General features: G+C 72.6%; 22 protein-coding genes and 2 pseudogenes. 17 read left to right on the top strand and 7 right to left on the bottom strand.

The genetic code is table 11. The annotated features are described in order from the left end of the window. Window positions 1-56: 56 nt before the first annotated feature. Window positions 57-878 (bottom strand): PaaX family transcriptional regulator, encoded by an 822-nt coding sequence (locus tag AC5WRT_RS27575; RefSeq protein ID WP_496096749.1) that lies wholly within the window; start codon window positions 876-878, stop codon window positions 57-59. Window positions 879-958: 80 nt separating this feature from the next. Beyond that, window positions 959-1384: a MarR family winged helix-turn-helix transcriptional regulator gene (locus tag AC5WRT_RS27570; RefSeq protein WP_496096793.1), complete on the bottom strand. Its 426-nt coding sequence runs from the start codon at window positions 1382-1384 to the stop codon at window positions 959-961. A 231-nt stretch (window positions 1385-1615) separates the two neighbouring features. Between AC5WRT_RS27570 and AC5WRT_RS27565 the strand changes: the two genes are divergently transcribed. From AC5WRT_RS27565 to AC5WRT_RS27550, 4 genes are read left to right on the top strand one after another with little or no spacing between them, the layout of a single operon-like run. Then, window positions 1616-2533 carry an SDR family NAD(P)-dependent oxidoreductase gene (locus tag AC5WRT_RS27565; RefSeq protein WP_496096748.1) on the top strand — a complete coding sequence of 306 codons (918 nt, stop codon included), beginning with the start codon at window positions 1616-1618 and terminating at the stop codon, window positions 2531-2533. Window positions 2534-2535: 2 nt separating this feature from the next. After that, the gene (locus AC5WRT_RS27560; RefSeq protein WP_496100714.1) at window positions 2536-3420 is read left to right on the top strand and encodes an amidohydrolase family protein; all 885 of its coding nucleotides are present in this window, start codon (window positions 2536-2538) and stop codon (window positions 3418-3420) included. A 10-nt stretch (window positions 3421-3430) separates the two neighbouring features. Then, window positions 3431-4939, top strand: a complete 1509-nt coding sequence (locus AC5WRT_RS27555) for an acyl-CoA synthetase (protein WP_496096747.1) — start codon at window positions 3431-3433, stop codon at window positions 4937-4939. Window positions 4940-4954: 15 nt separating this feature from the next. Next, window positions 4955-5410, top strand: a complete 456-nt coding sequence (locus AC5WRT_RS27550) for a MaoC family dehydratase (protein WP_496096746.1) — start codon at window positions 4955-4957, stop codon at window positions 5408-5410. 90 nt (window positions 5411-5500) lie between these two features. On the opposite strand, the gene AC5WRT_RS27545 is transcribed toward AC5WRT_RS27550, so the two are convergent. Further along, a complete protein-coding gene (locus tag AC5WRT_RS27545; protein WP_496096745.1) occupies window positions 5501-5938 on the bottom strand; it encodes a VOC family protein in 438 nt (145 codons plus the stop codon). 265 nt (window positions 5939-6203) lie between these two features. Between AC5WRT_RS27545 and AC5WRT_RS27540 the strand changes: the two genes are divergently transcribed. Then, on the top strand, window positions 6204-7067 hold the full coding sequence (locus AC5WRT_RS27540; RefSeq protein WP_496096744.1) for an endonuclease/exonuclease/phosphatase family protein: 864 nt from the start codon (window positions 6204-6206) through the stop codon (window positions 7065-7067). Window positions 7068-7114: 47 nt separating this feature from the next. On the opposite strand, the gene AC5WRT_RS27535 is transcribed toward AC5WRT_RS27540, so the two are convergent. The 3 genes from AC5WRT_RS27535 to AC5WRT_RS27525 form a co-directional block, all read right to left on the bottom strand. After that, entirely contained in the window at window positions 7115-7330 is a 216-nt protein-coding gene (locus tag AC5WRT_RS27535; protein WP_496096743.1) for a hypothetical protein, read from the bottom strand. A 122-nt stretch (window positions 7331-7452) separates the two neighbouring features. Beyond that, on the bottom strand, window positions 7453-7695 hold the full coding sequence (locus tag AC5WRT_RS27530) for a hypothetical protein (RefSeq protein ID WP_496096742.1): 243 nt from the start codon (window positions 7693-7695) through the stop codon (window positions 7453-7455). Window positions 7696-7860: 165 nt separating this feature from the next. Beyond that, window positions 7861-9015 (bottom strand): Gfo/Idh/MocA family protein, encoded by a 1155-nt coding sequence (locus AC5WRT_RS27525; protein WP_496096741.1) that lies wholly within the window; start codon window positions 9013-9015, stop codon window positions 7861-7863. Between the two features lie 109 nt (window positions 9016-9124). Between AC5WRT_RS27525 and AC5WRT_RS27520 the strand changes: the two genes are divergently transcribed. From AC5WRT_RS27520 to AC5WRT_RS27500, 5 genes are all read left to right on the top strand, one after another. Then, window positions 9125-10132 (top strand): LacI family DNA-binding transcriptional regulator, encoded by a 1008-nt coding sequence (locus AC5WRT_RS27520; RefSeq protein ID WP_496100701.1) that lies wholly within the window; start codon window positions 9125-9127, stop codon window positions 10130-10132. 387 nt (window positions 10133-10519) lie between these two features. Then, a complete protein-coding gene (locus AC5WRT_RS27515) occupies window positions 10520-11683 on the top strand; it encodes a carboxylate-amine ligase (RefSeq protein ID WP_496100700.1) in 1164 nt (387 codons plus the stop codon). 124 nt (window positions 11684-11807) lie between these two features. Beyond that, window positions 11808-12008 (top strand): hypothetical protein, encoded by a 201-nt coding sequence (locus AC5WRT_RS27510; RefSeq protein ID WP_496096738.1) that lies wholly within the window; start codon window positions 11808-11810, stop codon window positions 12006-12008. Window positions 12009-12176: 168 nt separating this feature from the next. Beyond that, window positions 12177-13508, top strand: coding sequence for an erythromycin esterase family protein (locus tag AC5WRT_RS27505; protein ID WP_496096737.1), 1332 nt, complete (start codon window positions 12177-12179; stop codon window positions 13506-13508). A 341-nt stretch (window positions 13509-13849) separates the two neighbouring features. Then, window positions 13850-14281 (top strand): DUF2267 domain-containing protein, encoded by a 432-nt coding sequence (locus tag AC5WRT_RS27500; RefSeq protein WP_496096736.1) that lies wholly within the window; start codon window positions 13850-13852, stop codon window positions 14279-14281. A 139-nt stretch (window positions 14282-14420) separates the two neighbouring features. Here the strand turns inward: AC5WRT_RS27500 and AC5WRT_RS27495 are convergent, their stop codons facing one another. Next, window positions 14421-14873, bottom strand: a complete 453-nt coding sequence (locus tag AC5WRT_RS27495) for a YbhB/YbcL family Raf kinase inhibitor-like protein (protein WP_496096735.1) — start codon at window positions 14871-14873, stop codon at window positions 14421-14423. A 489-nt stretch (window positions 14874-15362) separates the two neighbouring features. Here AC5WRT_RS27495 and AC5WRT_RS27490 point away from each other — a divergent pair, with 489 nt between their 5' ends. From AC5WRT_RS27490 to AC5WRT_RS27460, 7 genes and pseudogenes are all read left to right on the top strand, one after another. Further along, complete coding sequence (locus AC5WRT_RS27490; RefSeq protein ID WP_496096734.1) at window positions 15363-16226, top strand: hypothetical protein; 864 nt, start codon at window positions 15363-15365, stop codon at window positions 16224-16226. Window positions 16227-16455: 229 nt separating this feature from the next. Then, complete coding sequence (locus tag AC5WRT_RS27485; protein WP_496096791.1) at window positions 16456-17259, top strand: VOC family protein; 804 nt, start codon at window positions 16456-16458, stop codon at window positions 17257-17259. A gap of 116 nt (window positions 17260-17375) precedes the next feature. Then, window positions 17376-17663 (top strand): annotated as a pseudogene (locus AC5WRT_RS27480) (PAS domain-containing protein); the annotation flags it as partial. A 51-nt stretch (window positions 17664-17714) separates the two neighbouring features. Continuing rightward, window positions 17715-18797, top strand: a pseudogene (locus tag AC5WRT_RS27475) (ATP-binding SpoIIE family protein phosphatase); the annotation flags it as partial. A 284-nt stretch (window positions 18798-19081) separates the two neighbouring features. Continuing rightward, window positions 19082-20236 (top strand): site-2 protease family protein, encoded by a 1155-nt coding sequence (locus AC5WRT_RS27470; RefSeq protein ID WP_496096733.1) that lies wholly within the window; start codon window positions 19082-19084, stop codon window positions 20234-20236. Between the two features lie 420 nt (window positions 20237-20656). After that, window positions 20657-20905 (top strand): hypothetical protein, encoded by a 249-nt coding sequence (locus tag AC5WRT_RS27465; protein ID WP_496096732.1) that lies wholly within the window; start codon window positions 20657-20659, stop codon window positions 20903-20905. A 13-nt stretch (window positions 20906-20918) separates the two neighbouring features. Then, complete coding sequence (locus AC5WRT_RS27460; protein WP_496096731.1) at window positions 20919-21428, top strand: Hsp20/alpha crystallin family protein; 510 nt, start codon at window positions 20919-20921, stop codon at window positions 21426-21428. Window positions 21429-21469 lie beyond the last annotated feature (41 nt).

The following is a 21469-nucleotide window of genomic DNA, read 5'->3' as shown; positions in this document are numbered from 1 at the left end:
CGTCAATAGAATGCACAACATCACCGTGCGGGGGCCGCGGTGCGGTGCGAGCGGCGCTACACCGCCGGAATCGTCTCGATCAGCCGGCGCGCCGCGTCCCGTGCGGGCCCCTCCAGCAGGGCGTGAACCGTACGGAACGTCCGCTCGGCGCCGGCGGCGGGCCAGCTCGCCGGCAGGTGCCGCAGGGGCAACCGGGGATCGCTCCGGATGACTTGGAGCCACTCGGCGGTCAGCCGCAGCCGCAGGGCGAGGGCGTCCTCGGCGGCCGCGTCCGCGCCGCCCCGGGTGTACGGCTGCCAGGACGCCTGGAAGGCCCGGTAGTGCGCGGCCAGTTCGGCCAGGTCCCAGGTGTCGTCGATCATCTCGGCGATGTCCGTCCCGGCGTCCGCTCGGGCCCGGAAGACCTTCACGTGCGCTTTCAGGCCCAGTTCGGCGACGATTCCGGAGACGTCCACCCGGCCCGGCGCGAGCCACAGCCCGCTGAACAGCGCCCCGAAGCCCGCCCAGGTCAACTGGGCGCGCAGATCGTGCCGTTGGCGCTGCCACGACTCCGGGAGCGAGAAGCCCAGCAGTGTCCAGGTGCCGTCCCAGTCACGGTTGACCGCACCCGTTCTCCAGATGCGCCGCTCGCCGTCGCGCAGGATCGCCTCCGAGCGGTCGGTGAGGCCGATGTAGGTCCGCCGACCCGCGCGCCGGCGGCTCAGCAGACCCCGGCCGACCATGCGGGTGAGCGTGGACCGGGTGGCCTGCTCTCCGACTCCGGCGCGCCGGAAGACCTCGATGACGCTGCCCGTGTACACGCACACCCCACGGCCCAGGACCTCGTCACCGAGGAAGCTGAGCAGGAGCGACTGGGGGCGGGGGACAGGACCGGTCACGCGGACACCTTACGAGTCCGCGTGCTCCGTGATACGCGCGGTGACCGGTACCCGGCTGACACGGGCGGCGTCCGCGGCGTTCAGGCGAGCCTGTTCTCCGCGACGCGCAGCAGGAGGGCGTGCAGCGTCTCCCGCTCCGCGGGGGCGAGCGGGGTGAGCAGTTCGCCGGTCACCCGCCGGCCCGCCTGGTCCGTGTCGCGGAGGAACGCCCGGCCGTCCTCGGTGAGGACGACGATGCGGCTGCGGCGGTCCTCGGGGGCGGGGCGGCGCTCGGCGAAGCCCAGCTTCTCCAGGTCGTCCACCAGTCCGACGATCGCGCTCGGGTCGTAGCCGAGGCGCGCGCTCAACTCGCGCTGAAGTGCTCCTTCGCAGGTGGCGAGGAAGCGGAGCACGGCGTAGTGCCGCAGTCGCACCCCCGACTCCTGCAGGAACGTGTTGAACAACTGACCCGAGCGCAGGCCGAGGCGGTACAGGAGATAGCCCGTGTCCGCGTGCAGCGCCCGCATCCACGGCTCGTCCGCGTCGATGGGGGTCGGGGTGTCGGTGTGCCGGCGGGCGATGGCGGGCTCCCTGGTCTCGGGCCCCCGGGTGCCGTTCACGGCTCCCTTGCGGGGGTGGCTTGTCGCGTACGGAGTCCAGCATGACGTACCGGGAAGGTGACAACAACTATTGACGACAACAATTATTGCTCTTAGCTTCGATCTCGCCACGACCCCACCCACGCGAAGGGATCGCTCGTGCCCACCATCGATCTGACCGGCAAGGTCGCCGTCGTCACCGGCAGCGGTCGGGGCCTCGGCCTGGCCCATGCCCACGCCCTGGCCGCCCACGGCGCGGCCGTGGTCGTCAACGACATCGACGAAGCCGTGGCCGAGGAGGCCGTCAAGTCCCTCACCGAGGCCGGCGCAACCGCCGTGGCCGAGGTGGTCCCGGTCGGCACGGCCGAGGCCGCCGACCGGCTGGTCGGCCGTGCCGTCGAGGAGTTCGGCAGGCTCGACGTCCTGGTCACCAACGCGGGCATCCTGCGCGACAAGGTGCTGTGGAAGATGACCGACGACGACTTCGACGCGGTGGTCACCACCCATCTGAGGGGCACCTTCACCTGCGCCCGCGCCGCGGCCGTCCGTCTGCGCGAGCAGGGCGAGGGCGGCACACTCGTCCTCGTCGGCTCGCCGGCCGGGCAGCGCGGCAACTTCGGTCAGACCAACTACGCCGCCGCCAAGGCCGGGATCGCCGCCATGGCCCGAACCTGGTCGATGGAACTCGCCCGCGCGCACATCACCGTCAACGCGATCGTGCCGGTCGCCGCGACCGCGATGACCGAGACCGTTCCCGCCTTCGCCCCGTACGTCCAGGCCATGAGGAACGGTGAACCGCTGCCGGAATTCCTGCGCAAGGGCGAGGGCTTCGGCACCCCGGAGGACTGCGCGGCGCTCGTCCCCTTCCTGGCGTCCGAGGCCGGCCGCGGCATCACCGGCCAGTGCATCGGGATCGGCGGCGACAAGGTGGCCCTCTGGTCACATCCGCAGGAGGTCCGGGCCGCCTACGCCGACGGCGGGTGGACACCGGACGCCCTGGCCGACGCCTGGCACACCTCGGTCGGCGCCGAACCAGAGACCGTGGGCGTCCCCGCCCCGAGGATCCCGGAGGCGTGAGCATGCCGACCCTCGACATCGAGGACCTCGTCGCGATCGACGTCCACACCCACGCGGAGGTGTCCTCCAAGGGCCACTCCTCCCTGGAGGACGACCTGCACGACGCCTCCTCCGCCTACTTCAAGGTCGAGGGCAACCGGAAGCCCACGCTGGAGGAGACCGCCGCCTACTACCGCGAGCGCAAGATGGCCGCCGTCGTCTTCACGGTGGACGCCGAGTCCGCGACCGGCACCGCGCCCGTCCCCAACGAGGAGGTCGCCGAGGCCGCGGCGGCCAACGCGGACGTCCTCATCCCCTTCGCCTCCGTCGACCCCTTCCGCGGCAAGGCGGGCGTGAAGCAGGCGCGGCGGCTGGTCGAGGAGTACGGGGTCAAGGGGTTCAAGTTCCACCCCAGCATCCAGGGCTTCTTCCCGAACGACCGCTCGGTGGCGTACAGCCTGTACGAAGTGATCGAGGAGACCGGCACCATCGCCCTCTTCCACACCGGGCAGACCGGCATCGGCGCCGGCGTGCCCGGCGGGGGCGGCATCCGCCTGAAGTACTCCAACCCGCTGCACGTGGACGACGTGGCCGCCGACTTCCCCCACATGAAGATCATCCTGGCGCACCCGTCGTTCCCCTGGCAGGACGAGGCGCTGGCCGTGGCGACCCACAAGCCCGGCGTGCACATCGACCTCTCCGGCTGGTCGCCGAAGTACTTCCCGCCGCAACTCGTGCACTACGCCAACACACTGCTGAAGGACAAGGTCCTGTTCGGCTCCGACTTCCCGGTGCTCACCCCGGACCGCTGGCTGGCCGACTTCGCGAAACTGCCGGTCAGGGACGAGGTCAGGCCCAGGATCCTCAAGGAGAACGCGGCCCGGCTGCTCGGGCTGGCGAAACCGTAAGGGGTGTCGGATGCGCAACGACGGACTGGGGTCGTGGCCCGCACGCCGGGCCCGCAAGACCCCGCACCGCACGGCCCTGATCCACGGCGGGCAGTCGATCGACTACCGCACCCTGTACTCCCGCGTCACCCGCCTCGCCCATGCCCTGCGCGCCCGCGGCGTCCGGCGCGGCGACCGCATCGCCCACCTCGGCCCCAACCACCCCGCCCACCTGGAGACCCTGTTCGCCGCCGGCACCCTCGGGGCCGTCTTCGTCCCTCTCAACACCCGCCTGACCGGCCCCGAGATCGCCTACCAGCTCGCCGACTCCGGAGCCAAGGCCCTCGTGTACGGCCCCGCCCACGCCGGCCTCGTCGCGGGACTGCAGGGCGAGACGGACGTACGGACGTACCTCGGGATCGGCGACGCGTACGAACAGGCGCTGGCGGCCGCGCCGGACGAGCCCATCGACGAACCCGTCGGCCCCGACGACACCTGCCTCATCATGTACACCTCGGGTACGACCGGCCGCCCCAAGGGCGCGATGCTCACCCACGGCAACATCACCTGGAACGCCGTCAACGTCCTGGTCGACCACGATCTGATCGCCGACGAACGCGCCCTGGTCTCCGCCCCGCTGTTCCACACCGCCGGCCTCAACATGCTCACCCTGCCGGTCCTGCTCAAGGGCGGCACCTGTGTCCTGGTCGAGGCCTTCGACCCGGAGACGACCCTCGACCTGATCGAACGGCACGGGATCACCTTCATGTTCGGGGTCCCGGCGATGTTCGACCGGATCGCCCGGCACCCCCGCTGGCCGGACGCCGACCTGTCCTCGCTCCGCATCCTCACCTGCGGCGGATCTCCGGTGCCGATCCCGCTCATCGCCGCCTACCAGCAGCGCGGGCTCACCTTCCTCCAGGGCTACGGCATGACCGAGGCCGCGCCCGGCACCCTCTTCCTGGACGCCGAGCACGCCGTCGACAAGGCGGGCTCGGCCGGTGTACCGCACTTCTTCAGCGACGTACGGGTCGTACGGCCCGACCTGACCCCGGTCGACATCGGCGAGACCGGCGAGGTGGTGGTGCGCGGACCGCACGTCATGCCCGGCTACTGGGGGCCGGCCGAGGAGACGGAGGCCGCCTTCACCGACGGCTGGTTCCGCAGCGGGGACGCGGCCCGAGTCGACGAGGACGGTTACGTGTACATCGTCGACCGGATCAAAGACATGATCATCTCCGGCGGCGAGAACATCTACCCCGCCGAGATCGAGGACCTCCTCCTCGGCCACCCCGGCATCGCCGAGTGCGCGGTGATCGGTGTCGCGGACGACAGATGGGGCGAGGTGCCCCGCGCGGTCGTCGTCCCGGTCGAGGGAGCCGACATCGACCCGGACGAGGTGCTGGCGACGCTGTCCGGGCGGCTGGCCAAGTACAAGATCCCCACATCGGTGGTCATCGCGGACGAACTCCCGCGCACCGCCTCCGGGAAACTCCTCAAGTCCCGGGTCCGCCGGCGCTACGGCACCCCGACCCCCTGAAGAAGAAGGCGACTCATGAGCATCACCGTCAACGGTCTGGACGAACTGAGGAAGCTCTCCGGCAGCGACCTCGGCACCAGTGAGTGGATCGAGGTCACGCAGGAGCGGATCGACACCTTCGCCGACGCAACCGGCGATCACCAGTGGATCCACACCGACCCGGAGCGGGCGGCCCAGGGCCCCTTCGGCGCACCGATCGCGCACGGCTATCTCACCCTGTCCCTGTTCATCGCCCTCTTCACCGCACTGCTGGACGTGCGGGGCGTGACCACCAAGGTCAACTACGGCCTGAACAAGGTCCGATTCCCCGCACCGGTGAAGGTGGGCTCCCGCATCCGGCTCGCCGCCCGCCTCACCTCGGTCGAGGACGTGCCCGGCGGCGTCCAGATCACCGTCGACGGCACGATCGAGGTCGAGGACGCCTCCAAGCCGGCCGCGGTGCTGCAGAGCCTGTCCCGCTTCTACGGCTGACCGGTTCCGGCCGTACGGCCCTGGAGGGACGGCACGTGCCACGCGGCGTGGGTGCCGTGGAAGATGACCGTCCCTCCCTCCGCCGAGCGTTCAGGCGGTCGGCGGGGGCTCTTCACCGAAGACCCACGGCGCCAGTACGACCTGCCAGCCGTCCGGGTCCGCGAAGAGAACGGCGCCGTGTTCCGGCCAGTACGGGTTCGCCGACGGGACCGGGCTGTACCCGTGCTCGGCGATCCGCCGAGCGGCGGTGGCCACGGCTTCGGGGCCACGGAGGTAGAGCACCAACTGGTTCTCCGGGTGCGGCTCGGGGATGCGCGGCGGGTCGCCGTGCTGCAGCAGTTCCATGTGCACCGGTGTGCCGGGCAGTCCGAGGACGACGCCGTCGTAGCCGTGGTGGCCACGCCATCGGGCGAGTACCGGCAGGCCGATGACATCGCGGTAGAAGGTGAGCACGTCGTCGTACTTCGCCGTGGGCCGGGCGAAGCGGACGGCTCCCACGTCGAGGTGGCTGGGCCAGGAGTGAGACATGGCTCGATGCTGGCACGCCCCGTCGTGGGACGGATCGGGCTTCGGACCTACGACGGGAGACCGTGCCGTGCCGCGCGGCCGGACGAGCGCGTCTGTCCGCCCGCAGCGGGCGAGGGGTGGCAGACCGCCGGGTGCGTCGGCGACCATGGGCGCCAGGGCCGGGACGCGGCCGATGAGGCGGACGGCTGTGGGCAGCAGTCAGTGGGAGGTCGACCGGTGATGTCCTCTCCTTGGACGCGGTCGGGGTGAGGTGCGCGTGCGATGTGTGACCTTCAACGTCCTGCACGGCCGGGAGATCCGGGACGACGGCCACCCGGCACCGGTGCCGGACGATGTCCGCTGGCGTCCGCTGGCCGATGCCGTCGCGGCTCTGGGCGCCGACGTGCTCGCCCTCCAGGAGGTCGACCGGTTCCAGGACAGGTCGGGCTGTGTCGACCAGGCGGCCGTCGCCGCCGGTGCCATGGGCGCGCACGACTGGCGCTACGCGTCCGCCCTGCACGGACAGCCGGCGCCGACAGGGGGGTGGGTCCCGGACCCGGCGTGGCCGGGGGCGCGCCTGTACGGTCCGCAGCACGCGAACCCGGCGCGGGAGGTCCCTTCGCACGGCATCGCGCTGCTGTCGCGCCTGCCGGTGCGGGAGTGGCGGGTGCTGCGGCTGCCTGCGGCGCCTTGCCCGATTCCGCTGCGGGTCGCGGGCAGGCCCGGGCTCGCCATGAGCCGGGACCGGCCCCGCGCCGCGGTGGCGGCGGTGCTGGAAGGAGCGCGCGGCCCGCTCACAGTGGTGGCGGTGCACCTCTCCTTCGTACCCGGCTGGAACCTCGGCCAGCTGGTCACCGTGTCCCGCTGGATCGCCGCACTGCCCCGGCCGCAGCTGCTGCTGGGCGACCTCAACCTGGTGGGTGCCCTGCCGAGAACCGTGCTCGACCTGGCGGCATCGGGTCCGCTCCGACGACCGGCCGACCGCTGGCGGGACTTGATCCGGACGCCCACCTATCCCGCGCACCGACCTCTCGTGCAGTTGGACCATGTCCTCGCGAAGGGCATCACGGCCAAGTCGGTGCGCTCGGTGTCCGCGCCGGGCACGGCGATCTCGGACCACCGCCCCGTGGTGGTGGAGCTGACGCTGTGAAACGGCCGCCGCGCGGGGCGTGCCCGTCGTCGAGGTCTGCGCCAGACCTAGCCGGCCCCGCCGTGCAGGATCCGGCGAGCGGCCTCGGCCTCCGCGGCGGGCGGGGACAGCTCGTCGAGGGTGTCGAGTTCGTCGTCGGATTCCAGTTCCCGTTCCCAGGCCGCCGCGAGCTGTTCCTGCTCCTGGCGCGGTTTGGCGCCGACGGCCTCGCGGTGACCGGGGTCGAGGGCCGCCAGGAATCGTCCGACCGGATCTGTCGGCATACCGTGCTCCTTGTCGCATGCAGGAGTGCCACACCTGTCCAGCATCGCCGAACAGGTCCGCGTTGTCTGCCCGGCCATGCCCGGGAACTCTCCCGGTCAGCTGTCTGCCGGTTCCGGGCGATCTACTCGACGGCCGGGTCCTCCTGGCTCCCCCACACGGCTCTCTTCAGGGCCTGTCCGACCTCGCCCGGGCTCGCGCCGGTGGCCGTGGCGTACGCGGCGACAGCAGCTCGTACGGCCTCGGACGCCTCGCGCCAGCGCCCCACCTGAGCGTCGTACGCGTCACCGGTGAGGCCCGCGAGTCTCGCGCGCTCTTCCTCGGCGGTCCGTTCCAGCCTGATCAACTCGTCGGGGACCTCTGCCACGATTCGGATCCTAATCCGCCACCGCGGCACATCGGCCGTCTCACTCACCGCCCGATCGGGTGGAGCCGGGACCCGGCTCCCGGGGCCGAACGACGACGGAAGCCGTTGCCGGCGATCGGCCGGCCCTACGACGCGGAGTCGGCCGCCGACCCCGACGCGTACGGCTCATGGCAGGTCGACCCACGTCCCCTGCTCGACCGAGCGGGCCATCGCGTCCAGCGCCACCGCGGCGGCCACGGCATCGCTCAGCGTCGTGCCGACCGCGGTGCCCTCCGAGACGGACCGCAGGAAGCGGTACGCCTCGATGACCTTGAGATCGTCGTAGCCCATGCTGGTGGCCGCACTCGGCTGGAACGCGGCGTATTCGCCGTGCCCGGGGCCGACGTACACCGTGCTGACGGGCTGGTCCTGGTACGTCGTGCCGCGGCTGACGGCGAGTTCGCCCATGCGGCGGAAGTCCCAGAAGACGGCGCCCTTGGTGCCGTGCACCTCGAAGCCGTAGTTGTTCTGCTCGCCGACCGAGACCCGGCAGGCCTCCAGAACCCCGCGGGCGCCGGAGGCGAAGCGCAGCAGGCAGTTGACGTAGTCCTCGTTCTCCACCGGCCCGGGTTCACCGCCGCAGGCGAGGCTGTGCCCGGCCGTGGCACCGGTCGGGCGGGCCCGCTCCGGTACGAAGACGGCGGTGTCGGCGGTGAGCGAGGCGATCTCGCCGAGCAGGAAGCGAGCCAGATCCACGCCGTGCGAGGCGAGGTCGCCCAGAACGCCGCTACCGCCACGGCTGCGCTCATAACGCCAGGTCAGGGCGCCGTCCGGATGGGCGGCGTAGTCGCTGAACAGACGGATGCGGACGTGGGTGACCGTACCGATGCCGCCGGAGGCGATCAGGTCCCGGGCCGCCTCGACGGCAGGCGCGTTGCGGTAGTTGAAGCCGACCGTGCCCTGGACCCCGGCCTTCGCCGTCGCGTCGGCCACGGCCCGGGCGTCGTCGGCGGTCAGCCCCACCGGCTTCTCGACCCAGAGGTGCTTGCCGGCCTCGGCCATGGCCACGCCGATCTCCCGGTGCAGGAAGTTCGGTGCGGTGATGCTGACCGCCCGGACGCGCGGATCGGCGGCCACTTCCCGCCAGTCCCGGGTCGCGGTGGCGAAGCCGTACAGACCGGCCGCCTCCTCGGCCCGGCCCGGTACCTCGTCCGCGACGGCGATCAGCTCCGGCCGCACGGACGACTGCGGGAAATGGTGGGGCAGGCGGGCGTACGCCTGGGTGTGCACGCGTCCCATCCAGCCGAATCCCACGACGGCGACGCCGAGCGTATGCACCATGAGCGCCCTTCTTTGGACCGTTCCATAAGCTGCGCCCACCTTGAGTCCTGCCGATTACAGCTGTCAAGAGACCTTTACAGGCGCGATCCGAATATGGAACGGTCCAGTCATGGGCTCTCCGACCATCCGTGACGTCGCCGAACGGGCCGGCGTATCCAAGTCCCTGGTCTCGCTGGTGCTGCGCGGCTCGGAGGGTGTGCGGCCGGAGAAGCGCGCGGCGGTCCTCGCCGCGGTCGAAGCACTCGGGTACCGGCCCAACGCCGCCGCCCGCAGCCTGAGCGAGCGCCGCACCAGGACCGTGGGCGTGCTGCTGAACGACATGCGCAATCCCTGGTTCGTGGAACTGCTCGACGGGCTGAACTCCCGGCTGTCCGACCACGGTCTGCACATGCTGCTGGCCGACGGCCGCCTCAATCGGCGCCTCGGCGAGGACCTCACCCGGACCTTCACCGAACTCCGCGTCGACGGTCTGATCGCCGTCGGCACGCTCCAGGACCCGCAGGCCCTGCGCACCGCCGCCGGACTGGTCCCCACGGTCGTCGCCGGCACCCGTGAACCGGTGCTGCCCGAGGTGGACATCGTCGCCAACGACGACGAGCACGGAGCCCGCCTGGCCACGGAGCATCTCATCGACCTCGGCCACCGGCACATCGCCCACATCGCCGGTCGGGGCGCGGTCGGCGCCCTGCGCCGGCGCAGTTTCGAGGCGACCATGCGCGAGCACGGCCTCGCCCACACGGCGGTCGTGGAACAGGGCGACCTCACCGAGGAGGGTGGCTACCGGGCCGCTGTCCGGCTCCTGAGCCGCCGCCGGCGTCCGACCGCCGTCTTCGCCGTCAACGACATGACCTGCGTCGGCGCACTCTCCGCCGCCGGGGAGACCGGCCTCCGGGTGCCGCGGGACCTCTCCCTGGTCGGCTACGACAACACCTATCTCTCCCGCCTGCGTCATCTGTGGCTGACCACCGTGGACAACGCCAGTCACGACGTGGGCAGGCGTGCCGCGCAGCGGCTGCTGGACCGGATCGAGGAGCCGGACCGTCCGGGCGAGCTGGACCTCGCCACGCCGTTCCTCGAAGTGAGAGGCACGACGTCGCCGCCCCAGGACGGCCCCTGAGCGTCGAGGCTCCGTGCCTCGGGGGCGGACGCGACCGGTTCCTCGCGGTCCCACGCCGGCCGACCGGACGGCGCCGGGGCGCTCCAGGCCGCCGCCGCGCGAAACCCCGAGAGCGGCCTGCCCGGAAAGTGACCGCGCGACGATCCCGAGCACGCCCCACGAGCGGCAGTGGCACCAAACGCCTCCCGAGGCGCTCCCGGTGGGCGGTCGGCCTGCGGCGATGGTGGCTTGGCAACCGCTTGTGGCGGTCTCGGCGCAGGGCTGAGCATGGCGGTTCCCACTCGTCGTCCGTCCGTGGGCGGCCGGTGCGCCTCGGCGCGCGAGGCCGAGCGCGCGGAGCCCGCGACGGGGGGTGGCCGTCTCCTGTGTCGAGCGAAGGGGCTGGATGTGCCAGAGCCGTTCGATGCCGTGACTCCGGCCGCCGCCGGCGGCCCCGGATGCCCGCCGGAAACGGCAGCACCGCCGACGATGGGCGTGGAGGAGGAGTTCGTTCTGGCCGACCGGCACAGCAGGTCGGCCGTCCACAGGTCGGCCGACGTCGTGGCCGCCGCTCGCGCCCGCCTCGGCGGGCCGTACGCCACACCGGAGCTGTCGCAGGCGCAGGTGGAGACCGTCAGCGCGGTGTGCCGTACGGCCGCCGAACTGGACGCGGAGGTCGTCCGATTGCGCACGGGCGCGGCCCTCGCCGCGGCCGAGCGCGACTGCCTGCTGGTGCCCAGCGGCGTGGCGGTCCTGGGCCGCGCCGGGCCGCCGCCCGTTCTGGACCGGGACCGGTACCACGCCCTGGCGCGCCGCTTCGGGCCCATGATCCACGACCAGGGCGTGAACGCGTGTCACGTGCACGTCGGCGTGGCCGACAGGGAAGAGTCCGTACGGGCGGTCAACCACCTGCGGGGCTGGATGCCGTTGCTGTTGGCGCTGACCGCCAACTCGCCCCACTGCGACGGAGCGGACACCGGATACGCCAGCTGGCGCTCGGTGGTGTGGAGCCGGTGGCCCTCGGCCGGACCACCTCCTCTTCTGCGCGGCGCGGACCACTACGAACGGGTCGTCGGCCGACTCCTTGCCAGCGGCGCGGCGCTGGATCCGGCCATGGTCTACTGGCACGTCCGGCCCTCGGCGCATCTGCCCACCATCGAGGTGCGCATCGCGGACGTGCTGCCCGACGCCGGGGCCACCACCGCGTACGCGCTGCTCGTCCGAGCCCTCGTCGGGCACGCCGTCGAAGTGGTGCGGGCCGGCGAACCCGCGCCCGAGGTCCCCGGGACGCTGCTGACGGCCGCGTGCTGGCGGGCAGCCCGGTACGGGCCGACCGGGAGCCTGCCGGCCACCCACACCCGGGACTGCGCCCCCACGGCCGTCGGCCGGCTGATCGAGGAGCTGTGGAAACGGGTCGAGCCCCACCTCGGCCCGCACAACGACGACCAACGTGTCGGCGACTGGCTGAGCACCCTCCAGCGCACCGGGACCGGCGCGGCGCGCCAGAGGCGTGTCGCGGACCGGCACGGGCTGCGCGCAGTGGTGGACGATCTCGCCGTCGGGGTTCCCTGAGGGCCGGCCGGTGGGTCTACGGTGGTCGGTGAGGGCTGCGCCGGGACATCGTGCGCCACCCCGAGTAGCCGTCTTCGCCGGACCATGCCGCTCCTGCCGATCGGGGGGTGCCATGAAAGTCGAAATGATCCAGACAGCCGCCAACGTCCTCTTCGAAGTGCCGGACGAGATGCACGAGGAGATCATCAGGCTCATCGGAGCGGTCACGGACGACACCGGGACGCAGGCGCCGGACCTCGCGGCAGCGTTCGGGGAGTGGTGCTGGCTCGTGTACACCATCCACGGCGACGTCGTCGAGGTGCTGGACGTCGGCTGCGCCCGGTGAGGCCGGCCCCTGTTCGCTCCTGTGCGCCCGGGCCGCCGCGCCCCGCCTGCACTCCTGTCGTACGGCCGTGGAGCCGCTCGCCGACCGTTTCGGCGTGCGGTGCCACGGGAACCCGGTGCCGCACCCCGAGGAAGGGGCGCACCGCCCCGCGGAAGGGGGGAGCACGCCGTGCCCGACACCGACCAGGACCGCATCCGAGACCGTGCCCTGCCCCTGGCCGATCCGGCGTCGCTGGACCCGCTGATGGCGCGCATCGGTGACGCCCGCTATGTGCTGCTGGGTGAGGCCTCCCACGGCACCGCCGACTACTACCAGGTGCGTGACGTGCTGACGCGCCGGCTCGTCGAGGAGAAGGGCTTCTCCTTCGTCGCGGTGGAGGGCGACTGGCCCGACTGCCAGGCCGTGCACAGCGCGGTGGTCGCCACACCCGGCGCCCCCGAGGATCCCGGCGAGGTACTGGAGGGCTTCAGGCGCTGGCCGGCGTGGGTGTGGGGCAACACCGACGTGGCCGCCTTCACCCGATGGCTGCGCCGGCACAACGGGGGGCTGCCGCCCGAGCGGCGCGTCGGATTCTTCGGGCTGGACGTCTACAGCCTGTGGGAGTCGCTGAGCGCGGTGCTCGCCCACCTGCGCGAGCACGACCCCGGCCGGGTGGAGCAGGCCCTGGAGGCGTACCGCTGCTTCGAGCCGTACGCACAGGATCCGCAATCCTACGCACCGGCCCCCCGGTACCTGCCCGAGGACTGTGAACCACAGGTGACGTCCCTGCTCACCGAGCTGCGGCGGCGGGCGGCGCAGACGGCGGCCCCGGACGGCTCGCTCGCGGAGTTCACCGCCCGGCAGAACGCCGAGGTGCTGGCGGGCGCCGAGCGCTACTACCGGGCCGTGCTCGACGGCGGGCCCGAGGCGTGGAACATCCGGGACCATCACATGGCCGACACCCTCGACCGGCTGATGGACCACTACGGCCCCGACGCCAAGACGGTGGTGTGGGCGCACAACACGCACATCGGCGACGCCCGCGCCACGGACATGGCCGACACCGGCATGGTCAACGTCGGCCAGCTCGTGCGGGAGCGCCACATCGGCAGGGGCGTGGTGCTGGTGGGGTTCGGCTCGCACTCCGGCACCGTGATCGCCGCGGACGGGTGGGGCGGCGCACCGAAGGTCATGGACATGCCGGCAGCGCACCGGGGCAGCCTCGAGGATGTGCTGCACCGGGCGCTGCCCGGAGCGCGGGCACTGTTCGTCTTTCCGCACGTGCAGTTCCAGCGGCCGCCCTCCGCCGGGCACGGCCGGTGGTTCCACGAAGAGCGCGGCCACCGCGCGATCGGCGTGGTCTACCGGTCGCAGCACGAGCGCGTCGGAAACTACGTCCCCACGGTCCTGGCCGAGCGCTACGACGCCTTCTGCTACCTCGACCGCACTCACGCCCTCACGCCTCTGCGCCCGGTGACCGCCGAGAGCCCGGAGCGGGAGACGTGGCCCGTCGGCGTGTGACGCGCAGCAGGCGAGGGCCGCCGGTTTCCGCCGAAATCCCGGGCGGCCTGGCCGCCGATCGCACGTTCAGGGGCCGCGTCCGCAGGGCGCCGAGTGCCGTCCTCACCCCCCGCTACGGGCACCACGGCGAAGGGACCGGCCAGGAGCCGCGCGGCGGGCGGTGCCCCACCACGACCGGGCCCGCCCTCGCCACGCATACGACGATCCACGTCCGCTTCCGGATGGCATGCGCAGCCGTGTATCCATCGATTCCCCTGGGCACCCGTCGGTAGGCGGCCTTCAGGGACCGCCCCCGTCCCACACCCCTCGGACAGCGCCCCGACCTACCAGCGGGAGGCAGCATGATCACCCATCGACATCTGGTGGAAGAGGTGTCCTCTCGAGCCCGGCTCGACAACACGGAGGCCGCCGACGCCGCGGTCCACCTCGTCCTCGCTGCGCTGGGCAGGCGCCTCGACCCGCCACGCCGGGACCATCTGCGGCAGGCCGTACCGGCGCACGAGCGCGGCGCACTGGAATACGGCGGCCGGGCGGAGGACAGGTCGCACGTACGGCTGGACGAACTGCTCGCCGACGTGGCCCGGCCCGTGGGAGCCACTCCCGAGCAGGCGCTGTTCCTGGCGCGGATGGTGGTCGCCCGGATCACGGCCGACGACACCGGCCTGGAGTCGGACCTGCGCAGTGGCCTGCCCGACGAGTTCGGCTCGCTGTTCGTGGAACCCGACGCGATGCCCGAGCGTCCGAGCCGTGGCACGGACACCTCGGCCCCCTGACCGAGGAGGTCGCCGCAGTGGTGCGGCAGTGTCCCGGCCGGGCCGGTGCGGCCCGGCGGCGCGCGGCCGACCGCGCAGCCGGCGGCTCGCCGATGGACCGGCCCCGGCACAGGGCGGGACGCCCGGGCCGGCCCCGTGGTCAGCGCTGGTACAGCCCCACGAGGGTGCCGCTGGCCACCTGCTCCCGGTCGAGGACTGCGTGTGCTTCGTCGGCGGTTGCCCGGTCCGGAAGCGAGACCGGAGCGGGCAGGGCGTAGAGGCGGAAGAAGTAGCGGTGGGCGTCGTCCCCGACCGGCGGCTGCGGGCCGCTCCAGCCCCGTTCCCCGAAGCCGTTGCGATGCGGCCGACCGCCCTGTGGCGTCTCACCGGCGTCCAGCCCCCCGACGCGCGGATCGATACCGGTGACGAGCCAGTGAAGGAAGGTTCCTGACGGGGCGTCCGGGTCTTCGCACAGCAGTGCCAGCTCCGCCGCGTCCTCCGGTACCCCGGACCAGGTGAGCGGTGGGGAGACGTTGTCGGCGTCATGCGCGTGATGGCGCGGGATCATGCTGTGGTCGCTGAAGGCTGCGCTTCTGAGTTCGATACCGGCCATGCGAGACGGAGTACCCCGCGCGGGTGCCGGTATACGGCCGGCCGTCGCCCTCGGCTCGCCGCCCAGTCCGGTGCAGGGGCACTCCGCGATGGGCGTGCCGTTCGGCGACCGACACCACCACGAGCCGCCGGCCGTCCTTCGTCCGCACCGTCGAGCAACGGGGAGGCGGCGATCCGTGCGAGATACCGGCCCGGCAGATCGGGCTCGTCGCCGCCCTCCGGGAACCCGCTTCGCGGGCGCCGGAACGGGCGGGCGGCGGCACGACGGCGTTCTCGGGCGCCCGACACGGCGGCGCGCGCGTCGGTGCCACTTCGTGCACCGTAGGGGCACGGCACGGATCGCATCCCGGCGGTGATGCATGTGCCGACGCGGGGACATGTGTCCTCGGCGTCCGCGCGTTTCCCTCAGCGACCGGGTGCACCTTGTGCGCTCCCGGGTGTGGCAGACGTCCCGGCCCGCGGGGGCGGGACATGATGGAGACACACACATGTGTCCCGCGAGGAGGAGTACGGCATGTCCGGGTCGGGCTCTGGCGCCTCCGCGGGCGCGGGCGGCAAGGCGCGGTTCGACGAGATCTACGACCGGCCGGATCCCCGCATGTACTTCCGGCGGCTGGCCCCGCTGGAGTACGAGATCCCGCACCACGCCCAGCCGGTCTTCCGCCGCGTCGCCGCCGAACGGACCGCGCTCGACGACGGCCGTCCCCGCCGGCCGGCCGTGCTGGACGTGTGCTGTTCGTACGGCATCAACGCCGCGCTGCTCAACCACGACGTCACCCTGGCCGACCTGTACGAGAGGTACACATCGCCCGCCCACCAGGAGCTGTCGACCGCCCGGCTCGCCGCACAGGACAGGGAGTTCTACGCCGAGCGGCGCCGACCCGACGCGCTACGGGTGTTCGGCCTGGACGTCGCGGCCCCGGCCGTGCGGTACGCGCTCGAGGTCGGTCTCCTGGACGACGCGTTCACCGACGACCTGGAACAGGGCCCGCCCGGCCCCGGACTGAGACACGCGCTCCGCGACGTCGGCCTGATCACGCTGACGGGCGGCGGCAGCTATGTCACCGCCCGCACCTTCACGGCACTGCTGGACGGAGCCCGGCGACCGGTCTGGGTCAGTTCGTTCGTGCTGCGGACGGTGTCGTACCGGCCGATCGCCGACACCCTGGCCGCGCACGGACTGCGCACCACGCTCGACACCTCCCGCACCTATCCCCAGCGGCTCTTCACCGACGAGCGGGAACAGCAGTATGCGGTCGCGGCGGTACGGGAGCTGGGCCACGACCCCGCCGGACGCGAGGAGAGCGGCCGTTTCCACAGCCTGCACTACGAGTCCCGGCCCGGTACACCGTGAGCGGCGAAGCCGCATCCCCCGGCGACGAGCTCGCGCCTGGCGCGGTGCGGTACCCGGCTCGTCGGACGCCCGGGTCCGTCCCGACCGCGGCGCCCGCCGTGCCCGGGCCCGCGGGGGTGGGCCGGGTGACCTGCCGGTGGGCAGGTGGCATGCGGGCCGGGGACTCTGATTGGACACTGGAGTCAGTCAGAGCGGTGGCTGCCGGGTAGGAGACCAGGGCGCGATGGCCATGAACCAGGACACGACACACTCACCGGACACGACGGACCTCGTCTCCACGCACTCCGTGTTCGGCGCTCCCTGCTGGGTCAGTCTGAGCAGCCGGGACCTCGAGGTGACGCAGGACTTCTACAGCGCCGTCATGGGCTGGCGGTGGCGCTCCGCCAGACTGGGTGACCGGTTCCGCACCGCGCTGGCGGACGAGGTACCCGTCGCGGGGATCGCCGAGGTGGCCGGTATGTGGCAGGTGGCCGTGGCCTGGACGCCGTACTTCGCCGTGGCGGACGCCGACCAGGCGGTGGCCCGCGTCCGGGAGCGCAGCGCCACCGTGGCGGTGGGGCCGATCTCCTTTCCTCCCGGCAGGGCGGCACTGGTCGCCGACCGCGACGGGGCCACGTTCGGGGTCTGGCAGGGCCGGCTCGTCACCGAGTGGGAGGCATGGCGGCAGGCGGGAAGGACATTCATCACCCTGCACACCCGTGACGCCTTCGAAGCCGCCATCTTCTACGGCCAGGTCCTCGACTGGGCCTCGGGCCTCCCCGGCTGCTGCGAGGTCGAGTACGCGGGCGGCGGCGTGCTGCTGCGCAGCCAGGGCGACATCGTGGCCCGCATCGAGTCGGGCGCCGTGGAGGCGCCACCCGACCCGTCGGTCCGGCCGCACTGGCAGGTCCATTTCGCCGTACCCGAGGTGGAACCGTGCGCCCGGGCCGCGGAGCACCACGGCGGCAGCGTCCTGCACGAGGACGAGGACGAAGCCGTGCTGCGTGATCCCGACGGTGCCCAGTTCACGGTGACCTCACGTCGGCTGCGCTGACACCCCGCCGGGTTGCTCGGCGTCCATACGGCCCGCGCGCACGGGAATGCTCGGCCGTCCCCCGACGCTGTCATGTGAGAAGTCACCGCCCTCGAACATGTGCGGAACTGAGCGTGATGCGTACACATGGCACACAGGTGACGGACACGGCCGTCATGGCCGTCGATGCGCACGGCCTCGTGACCGCGTGGAGCCGTGGCGCCCGGCTGCTCCTGGGGTACGCGCCCGGAGAGATCGTGGGGCGTCCGGCGGCGGACCTTCTGGCCGCCCGCCTGCCCGACGCGGCCAGGCGGTGCGCCGTCCGGCGGCAGGCCTGGGCCGGACGAGTCGCGCTCCGCGACCGGCACGGCCGTCGGGTGGACGCCGATCTGCGGGCCTGCCCGCTGATGGACGCCGAACAACACGTCCAGTGGTTCCTCGAGGCCGGCCTGCCGCAGGAGGACGACGGCGCCGACCTGGTCCTGCAGCGCAGCCTGCTTCCGCACCACCGGCCGGCCCAACTGGCCGTGGAGACGGGAACCCGGTATCTGCCGGCCGATCCCCAGGCCGGCGTGGGCGGCGACTGGTTCGACGTCATCCCGCTGTCCGGGGCCCGGGTGGCCCTGGTCGTCGGCGATGTCGTCGGCCACGGCATCCACGCCTCGGCGGCCATGGGCCGGCTGCGCACGGCCGTCCGCACCCTCGCCGACGTGGACCTCGCCCCGGACGAACTGCTGACCCAGCTCGACGACCTCATCCTCGAAGAGATCGAAGAGGGCATCGAGTCGGCCGGCGAGGTCGGCGCCACCTGCCTGTACGCCGTCTACGACCCGATCTCCGGACACTGCACCATGGCCAGCGCGGGCCATCTCGCCCCGGCGCTCGTCACCCCGGACGGCAGCGTGCGCTTCCTCGGCGTGGCACCCGGGCCGCCGCTGGGCGTGGGCGGCCTGCCGTTCGAAGCCGCCGACATCGGGGTGCCGGAGGACAGCCTGCTCGTGCTGTTCACCGACGGCCTGGTCGAGACCCGCCACCGGGACATCGGCTCCGGACAGCGAGCTCTGCTGGACGCCCTGTCCCGGCCGGCACCCTCGCTGGAGGCGACCTGCGACCGGATCGTCGAGGCGCTGCTGCCCGGACGGCCCGACGACGACGCCGCCCTCCTCGTCGCGCGCACCCACATCATGGGCGAGACCCATGTGGCCTCGTGGAACCTGCCCGCCGACCCGGCCGTGGTCGTCGACGCACGCCGGCAGGCCGCGGGCCAGCTCACCACCTGGGGGCTGCAGGACGCCACCGCCACCACCGAACTGATCGTCAGCGAGCTGGTCACCAACGCCATCCGCCACGCCCGCCCTCCGATCCAGCTGCGGCTGATCCACGACACCGCCCTGATCTGCGAGGTCTCCGACGCCAGCAATGCGACGCCGCACCTGCGCCGGGCCCGCGACCTGGACGAGGGCGGACGCGGCCTGTACCTCGTGGGCCAGCTCGCCGAGCGCTGGGGCACCCGGCACACGCCCGACGGCAAGACCATCTGGGCCGAACAGCCACCGCCGCTGCACCACCGGCTGCGGCCCCCCCGTGCTCCGGCGCCGGAAGGCCTCGGCGTGGACGGCCGTGCGCCGGCACCGAAGAACGACCGGCGTGCCGACGGCACCGACCCGGCCACCTGCCCCAACGGGCACGAAGCCTCCGCCCGGCGCACCGACTCCTTCGCGGGCTCGGCCCGACGGCCGGTGCCACGCGGCACGAGGGCAGGCTGAGGCGGCCGGTCCTTCGCGGCCACGTAGTCCACCCGCCGCTGGGTACCCGGGGCGCAGGGACGAAGGAGGTGGCGGCCGTGGGCGCGACCTTCACGCTCGGCCGAGTGGCGGGCATCCGCGTCGGCATGCACTGGAGTGTCCTGGTCATCTTCGCGCTGATCGCCTTCGGGCTGGCCGAAGGGCGCCTTCCCCGGGTCCACCCGGGCGAGCCGGCCTGGGCGTACTGGGTGACGGGGCTGGCGACGGCCGTGGTGTTCCTGCTGTCCCTGCTGGCCCACGAGATCAGCCACATGGTGGTGGCCCACCACAACGGCGTCGGCGGCGACGAGATCACACTGTGGCTGCTGGGCGGAGCGGCACGCCTGCACAACGAGGCGCCCACCCCGGTGGCGGAACTGCGCATCGCGGGGATCGGGCCGCTGGTGAGCCTGCTGCTCGGCGGCGGGTTCGTCCTGCTCACCTGGTGGGCCCACGCGCTGCGGGGACCGGTGCTGCTGGTGGAGGCGCTGGGCTGGCTCGCCGGCATCAACATCCTGCTGGCGGTGTTCAACGCGCTGCCCGCCGCGCCGCTGGACGGCGGGCGGCTGCTGCGCGCCCTGGTGTGGCGGCGCACCGGCAACCGGCTGCGCGCCACCGAGGTCGCCACCGGCGCCGGACGCGTCCTGGGGTGGATCCTGGTCGCCGTCGGACTGTACGAGGCTCTGGTGGGCGGTTTCGGGGGCGGCCTGTGGCTGATGCTGATCGGCTGGTTCATGGTGGCCATGGCGACGATGGAGGGCAGCCAGGCCAGCCTGCGGGAACTGTTGCGCTCCGTGCCGGTCCGGCAGGCCATGACCGCGGATCCCGTGACCGTCCCGGCCGGTACGACCGTCCGGGAGTTCCTCGGCGGCCCGTCCTGGCGTTACCGGCACTCCGCCTTCCCCGTCACCGACGGGACGGGCCATCCGGTGGGGCTCGTCAGCGTACGGAGCGCGGGACAGGTGCCGGAGGAGGACCGGGACTCGGTCGCGGTCGACACCGTGATGATCCCCCTCGGCGCCGTCCCGACCGTCGGCCCCGACGACCCCCTCGTCCAGCTCCTGCCCACCTTGGACAGCAGCCCCGCCCGCCGCGCCCTGGTGCTGGCGGACGGCCGCGTCGTGGGCATCGTCAGCAGCTCGGACGTCAGCCGGGTCCTCACCTGGCTCTCCTCGGCCGCACCACCCGGCGCGGGCCTCAGAACCGTGCCCTGACCGGGGGCGACAGGGCGGAACAGCCGTGCCGGGCCCGGAGGCCGGCGGCCCTCTTGCAGGACCGCGGGAAACACAACGGGGGAGTGGGGGACAGGCACCGGCCGTGCTTCCCGGTTTCCTCCGCCCTCCCCGCCGGGGACGGATGCGGTCGTAGCCGCCCGGATCGGTGAACAGCGACCGGGTGGCCGCGCGCACCGGCAGGCTGCCGGTGCGGAGGGCGAGCATGCCGCGTGGCCCGGCGGCGCAGGTGTGCGAGTTGGAGCCGCCCGGTGTCCTGCCGGGCAGCGGAATCGCTGCGTCGTGGTCCTCGGAGTTGTGCTCGTCCGCCTGAAGCGGGTTTGGGTCGACGCGCTGGACGCTGACCCGGTACGGACCCGGTCCGGGCCGAGCGCCTCCAGTTCCTGCATCACCGGAGTGCCGGTGGCATCCTGGATGGGGGCCCGGTTCGATCCGCAGCCCGATCTCCTGGCCGGCTCCGTCGAGGTGATCGCCGACGAGCCGGTGGCCCGGCGTCCCGTGCGAGAGCGCCACAACGCCCAGGCTGCGCGTTCCTCCCGGGCCGGCAAGCCGGGCACGTCCGCCGCCCGCCCGCACACCGGCGCGACCCGGACACCGCGATACCGGCCGGCGGGCGAGTACTCGGTGCTCTCGGTCGGAAGACACTCATAGGAGGCTGACTGACATGACTCTGCCTGAACGACGCCCCTCCGGCAGGCTTGCCGAGCGGCCGTTCCCCCGTTGGATGAGGGACCCGCTGGCCGAGTTCGACGACCTGTTCAACCGCATGGGGTCGCTGCTGGAATCCACGCTCGGCCGGGCGCCCGCCACCGAGGGTGCGCCCTGGTCTCCCACGGCCATGGGGATGTCCTGGTCACCACTGGCCGACTTCTCCGAGACGGACGACGCCTACCTGTTCGAGGTCGACCTGCCGGGTGTCAAGCGGGAGGACATCGACATCGAGCTGGGCGACAGGGAGCTGATCATCACCGGCGAGATCAGGCAACGGGAAGAGACCGGCACCATGCACCAGGCCATGAGGCGCACGGGCCGCTTCGAGTACCGGACGTCGCTGCCCGCCGAGGTCGACAGCGAACACATCGAGGCAACGCTCCACGAGGGCGTGCTGACGATCAAGATACCGAAGGCGCAGACCACCGAGCACCGGCGAATCGAGATCACATCCGCGGAGTGAGGGACGACCGGCCGCCCGCCGCCGGGCCGCTGGGCGGCGGG

It is taken from the genome of Streptomyces sp. NTD91, from assembly GCF_059510455.1.
The sequence above is the reverse complement of the archived record's forward strand: the minus strand, read 5'-3'. Positions and strand labels throughout refer to the sequence as shown.

What these genes read in the sequence shown, in the direction of transcription:
- AC5WRT_RS27570 (WP_496096793.1), bottom strand. Translation starts at nt 1,384, where the DNA reads ATGCGGGCGCTGCACGCGGACACGGGCTATCTCCTGTACCGCCTCGGC.
- AC5WRT_RS27560 (WP_496100714.1), top strand. Translation starts at nt 2,536, where the DNA reads ATGCCGACCCTCGACATCGAGGACCTCGTCGCGATCGACGTCCACACC.
- AC5WRT_RS27555 (WP_496096747.1), top strand. Translation starts at nt 3,431, where the DNA reads ATGCGCAACGACGGACTGGGGTCGTGGCCCGCACGCCGGGCCCGCAAG.
- AC5WRT_RS27550 (WP_496096746.1), top strand. Translation starts at nt 4,955, where the DNA reads ATGAGCATCACCGTCAACGGTCTGGACGAACTGAGGAAGCTCTCCGGC.
- AC5WRT_RS27545 (WP_496096745.1), bottom strand. Translation starts at nt 5,938, where the DNA reads ATGTCTCACTCCTGGCCCAGCCACCTCGACGTGGGAGCCGTCCGCTTC.
- AC5WRT_RS27535 (WP_496096743.1), bottom strand. Translation starts at nt 7,330, where the DNA reads ATGCCGACAGATCCGGTCGGACGATTCCTGGCGGCCCTCGACCCCGGT.
- AC5WRT_RS27525 (WP_496096741.1), bottom strand. Translation starts at nt 9,015, where the DNA reads ATGGTGCATACGCTCGGCGTCGCCGTCGTGGGATTCGGCTGGATGGGA.
- AC5WRT_RS27520 (WP_496100701.1), top strand. Translation starts at nt 9,125, where the DNA reads ATGGGCTCTCCGACCATCCGTGACGTCGCCGAACGGGCCGGCGTATCC.
- AC5WRT_RS27510 (WP_496096738.1), top strand. Translation starts at nt 11,808, where the DNA reads ATGATCCAGACAGCCGCCAACGTCCTCTTCGAAGTGCCGGACGAGATG.
- AC5WRT_RS27500 (WP_496096736.1), top strand. Translation starts at nt 13,850, where the DNA reads ATGATCACCCATCGACATCTGGTGGAAGAGGTGTCCTCTCGAGCCCGG.
- AC5WRT_RS27495 (WP_496096735.1), bottom strand. Translation starts at nt 14,873, where the DNA reads ATGGCCGGTATCGAACTCAGAAGCGCAGCCTTCAGCGACCACAGCATG.
- AC5WRT_RS27485 (WP_496096791.1), top strand. Translation starts at nt 16,456, where the DNA reads ATGAACCAGGACACGACACACTCACCGGACACGACGGACCTCGTCTCC.
- AC5WRT_RS27460 (WP_496096731.1), top strand. Translation starts at nt 20,919, where the DNA reads ATGACTCTGCCTGAACGACGCCCCTCCGGCAGGCTTGCCGAGCGGCCG.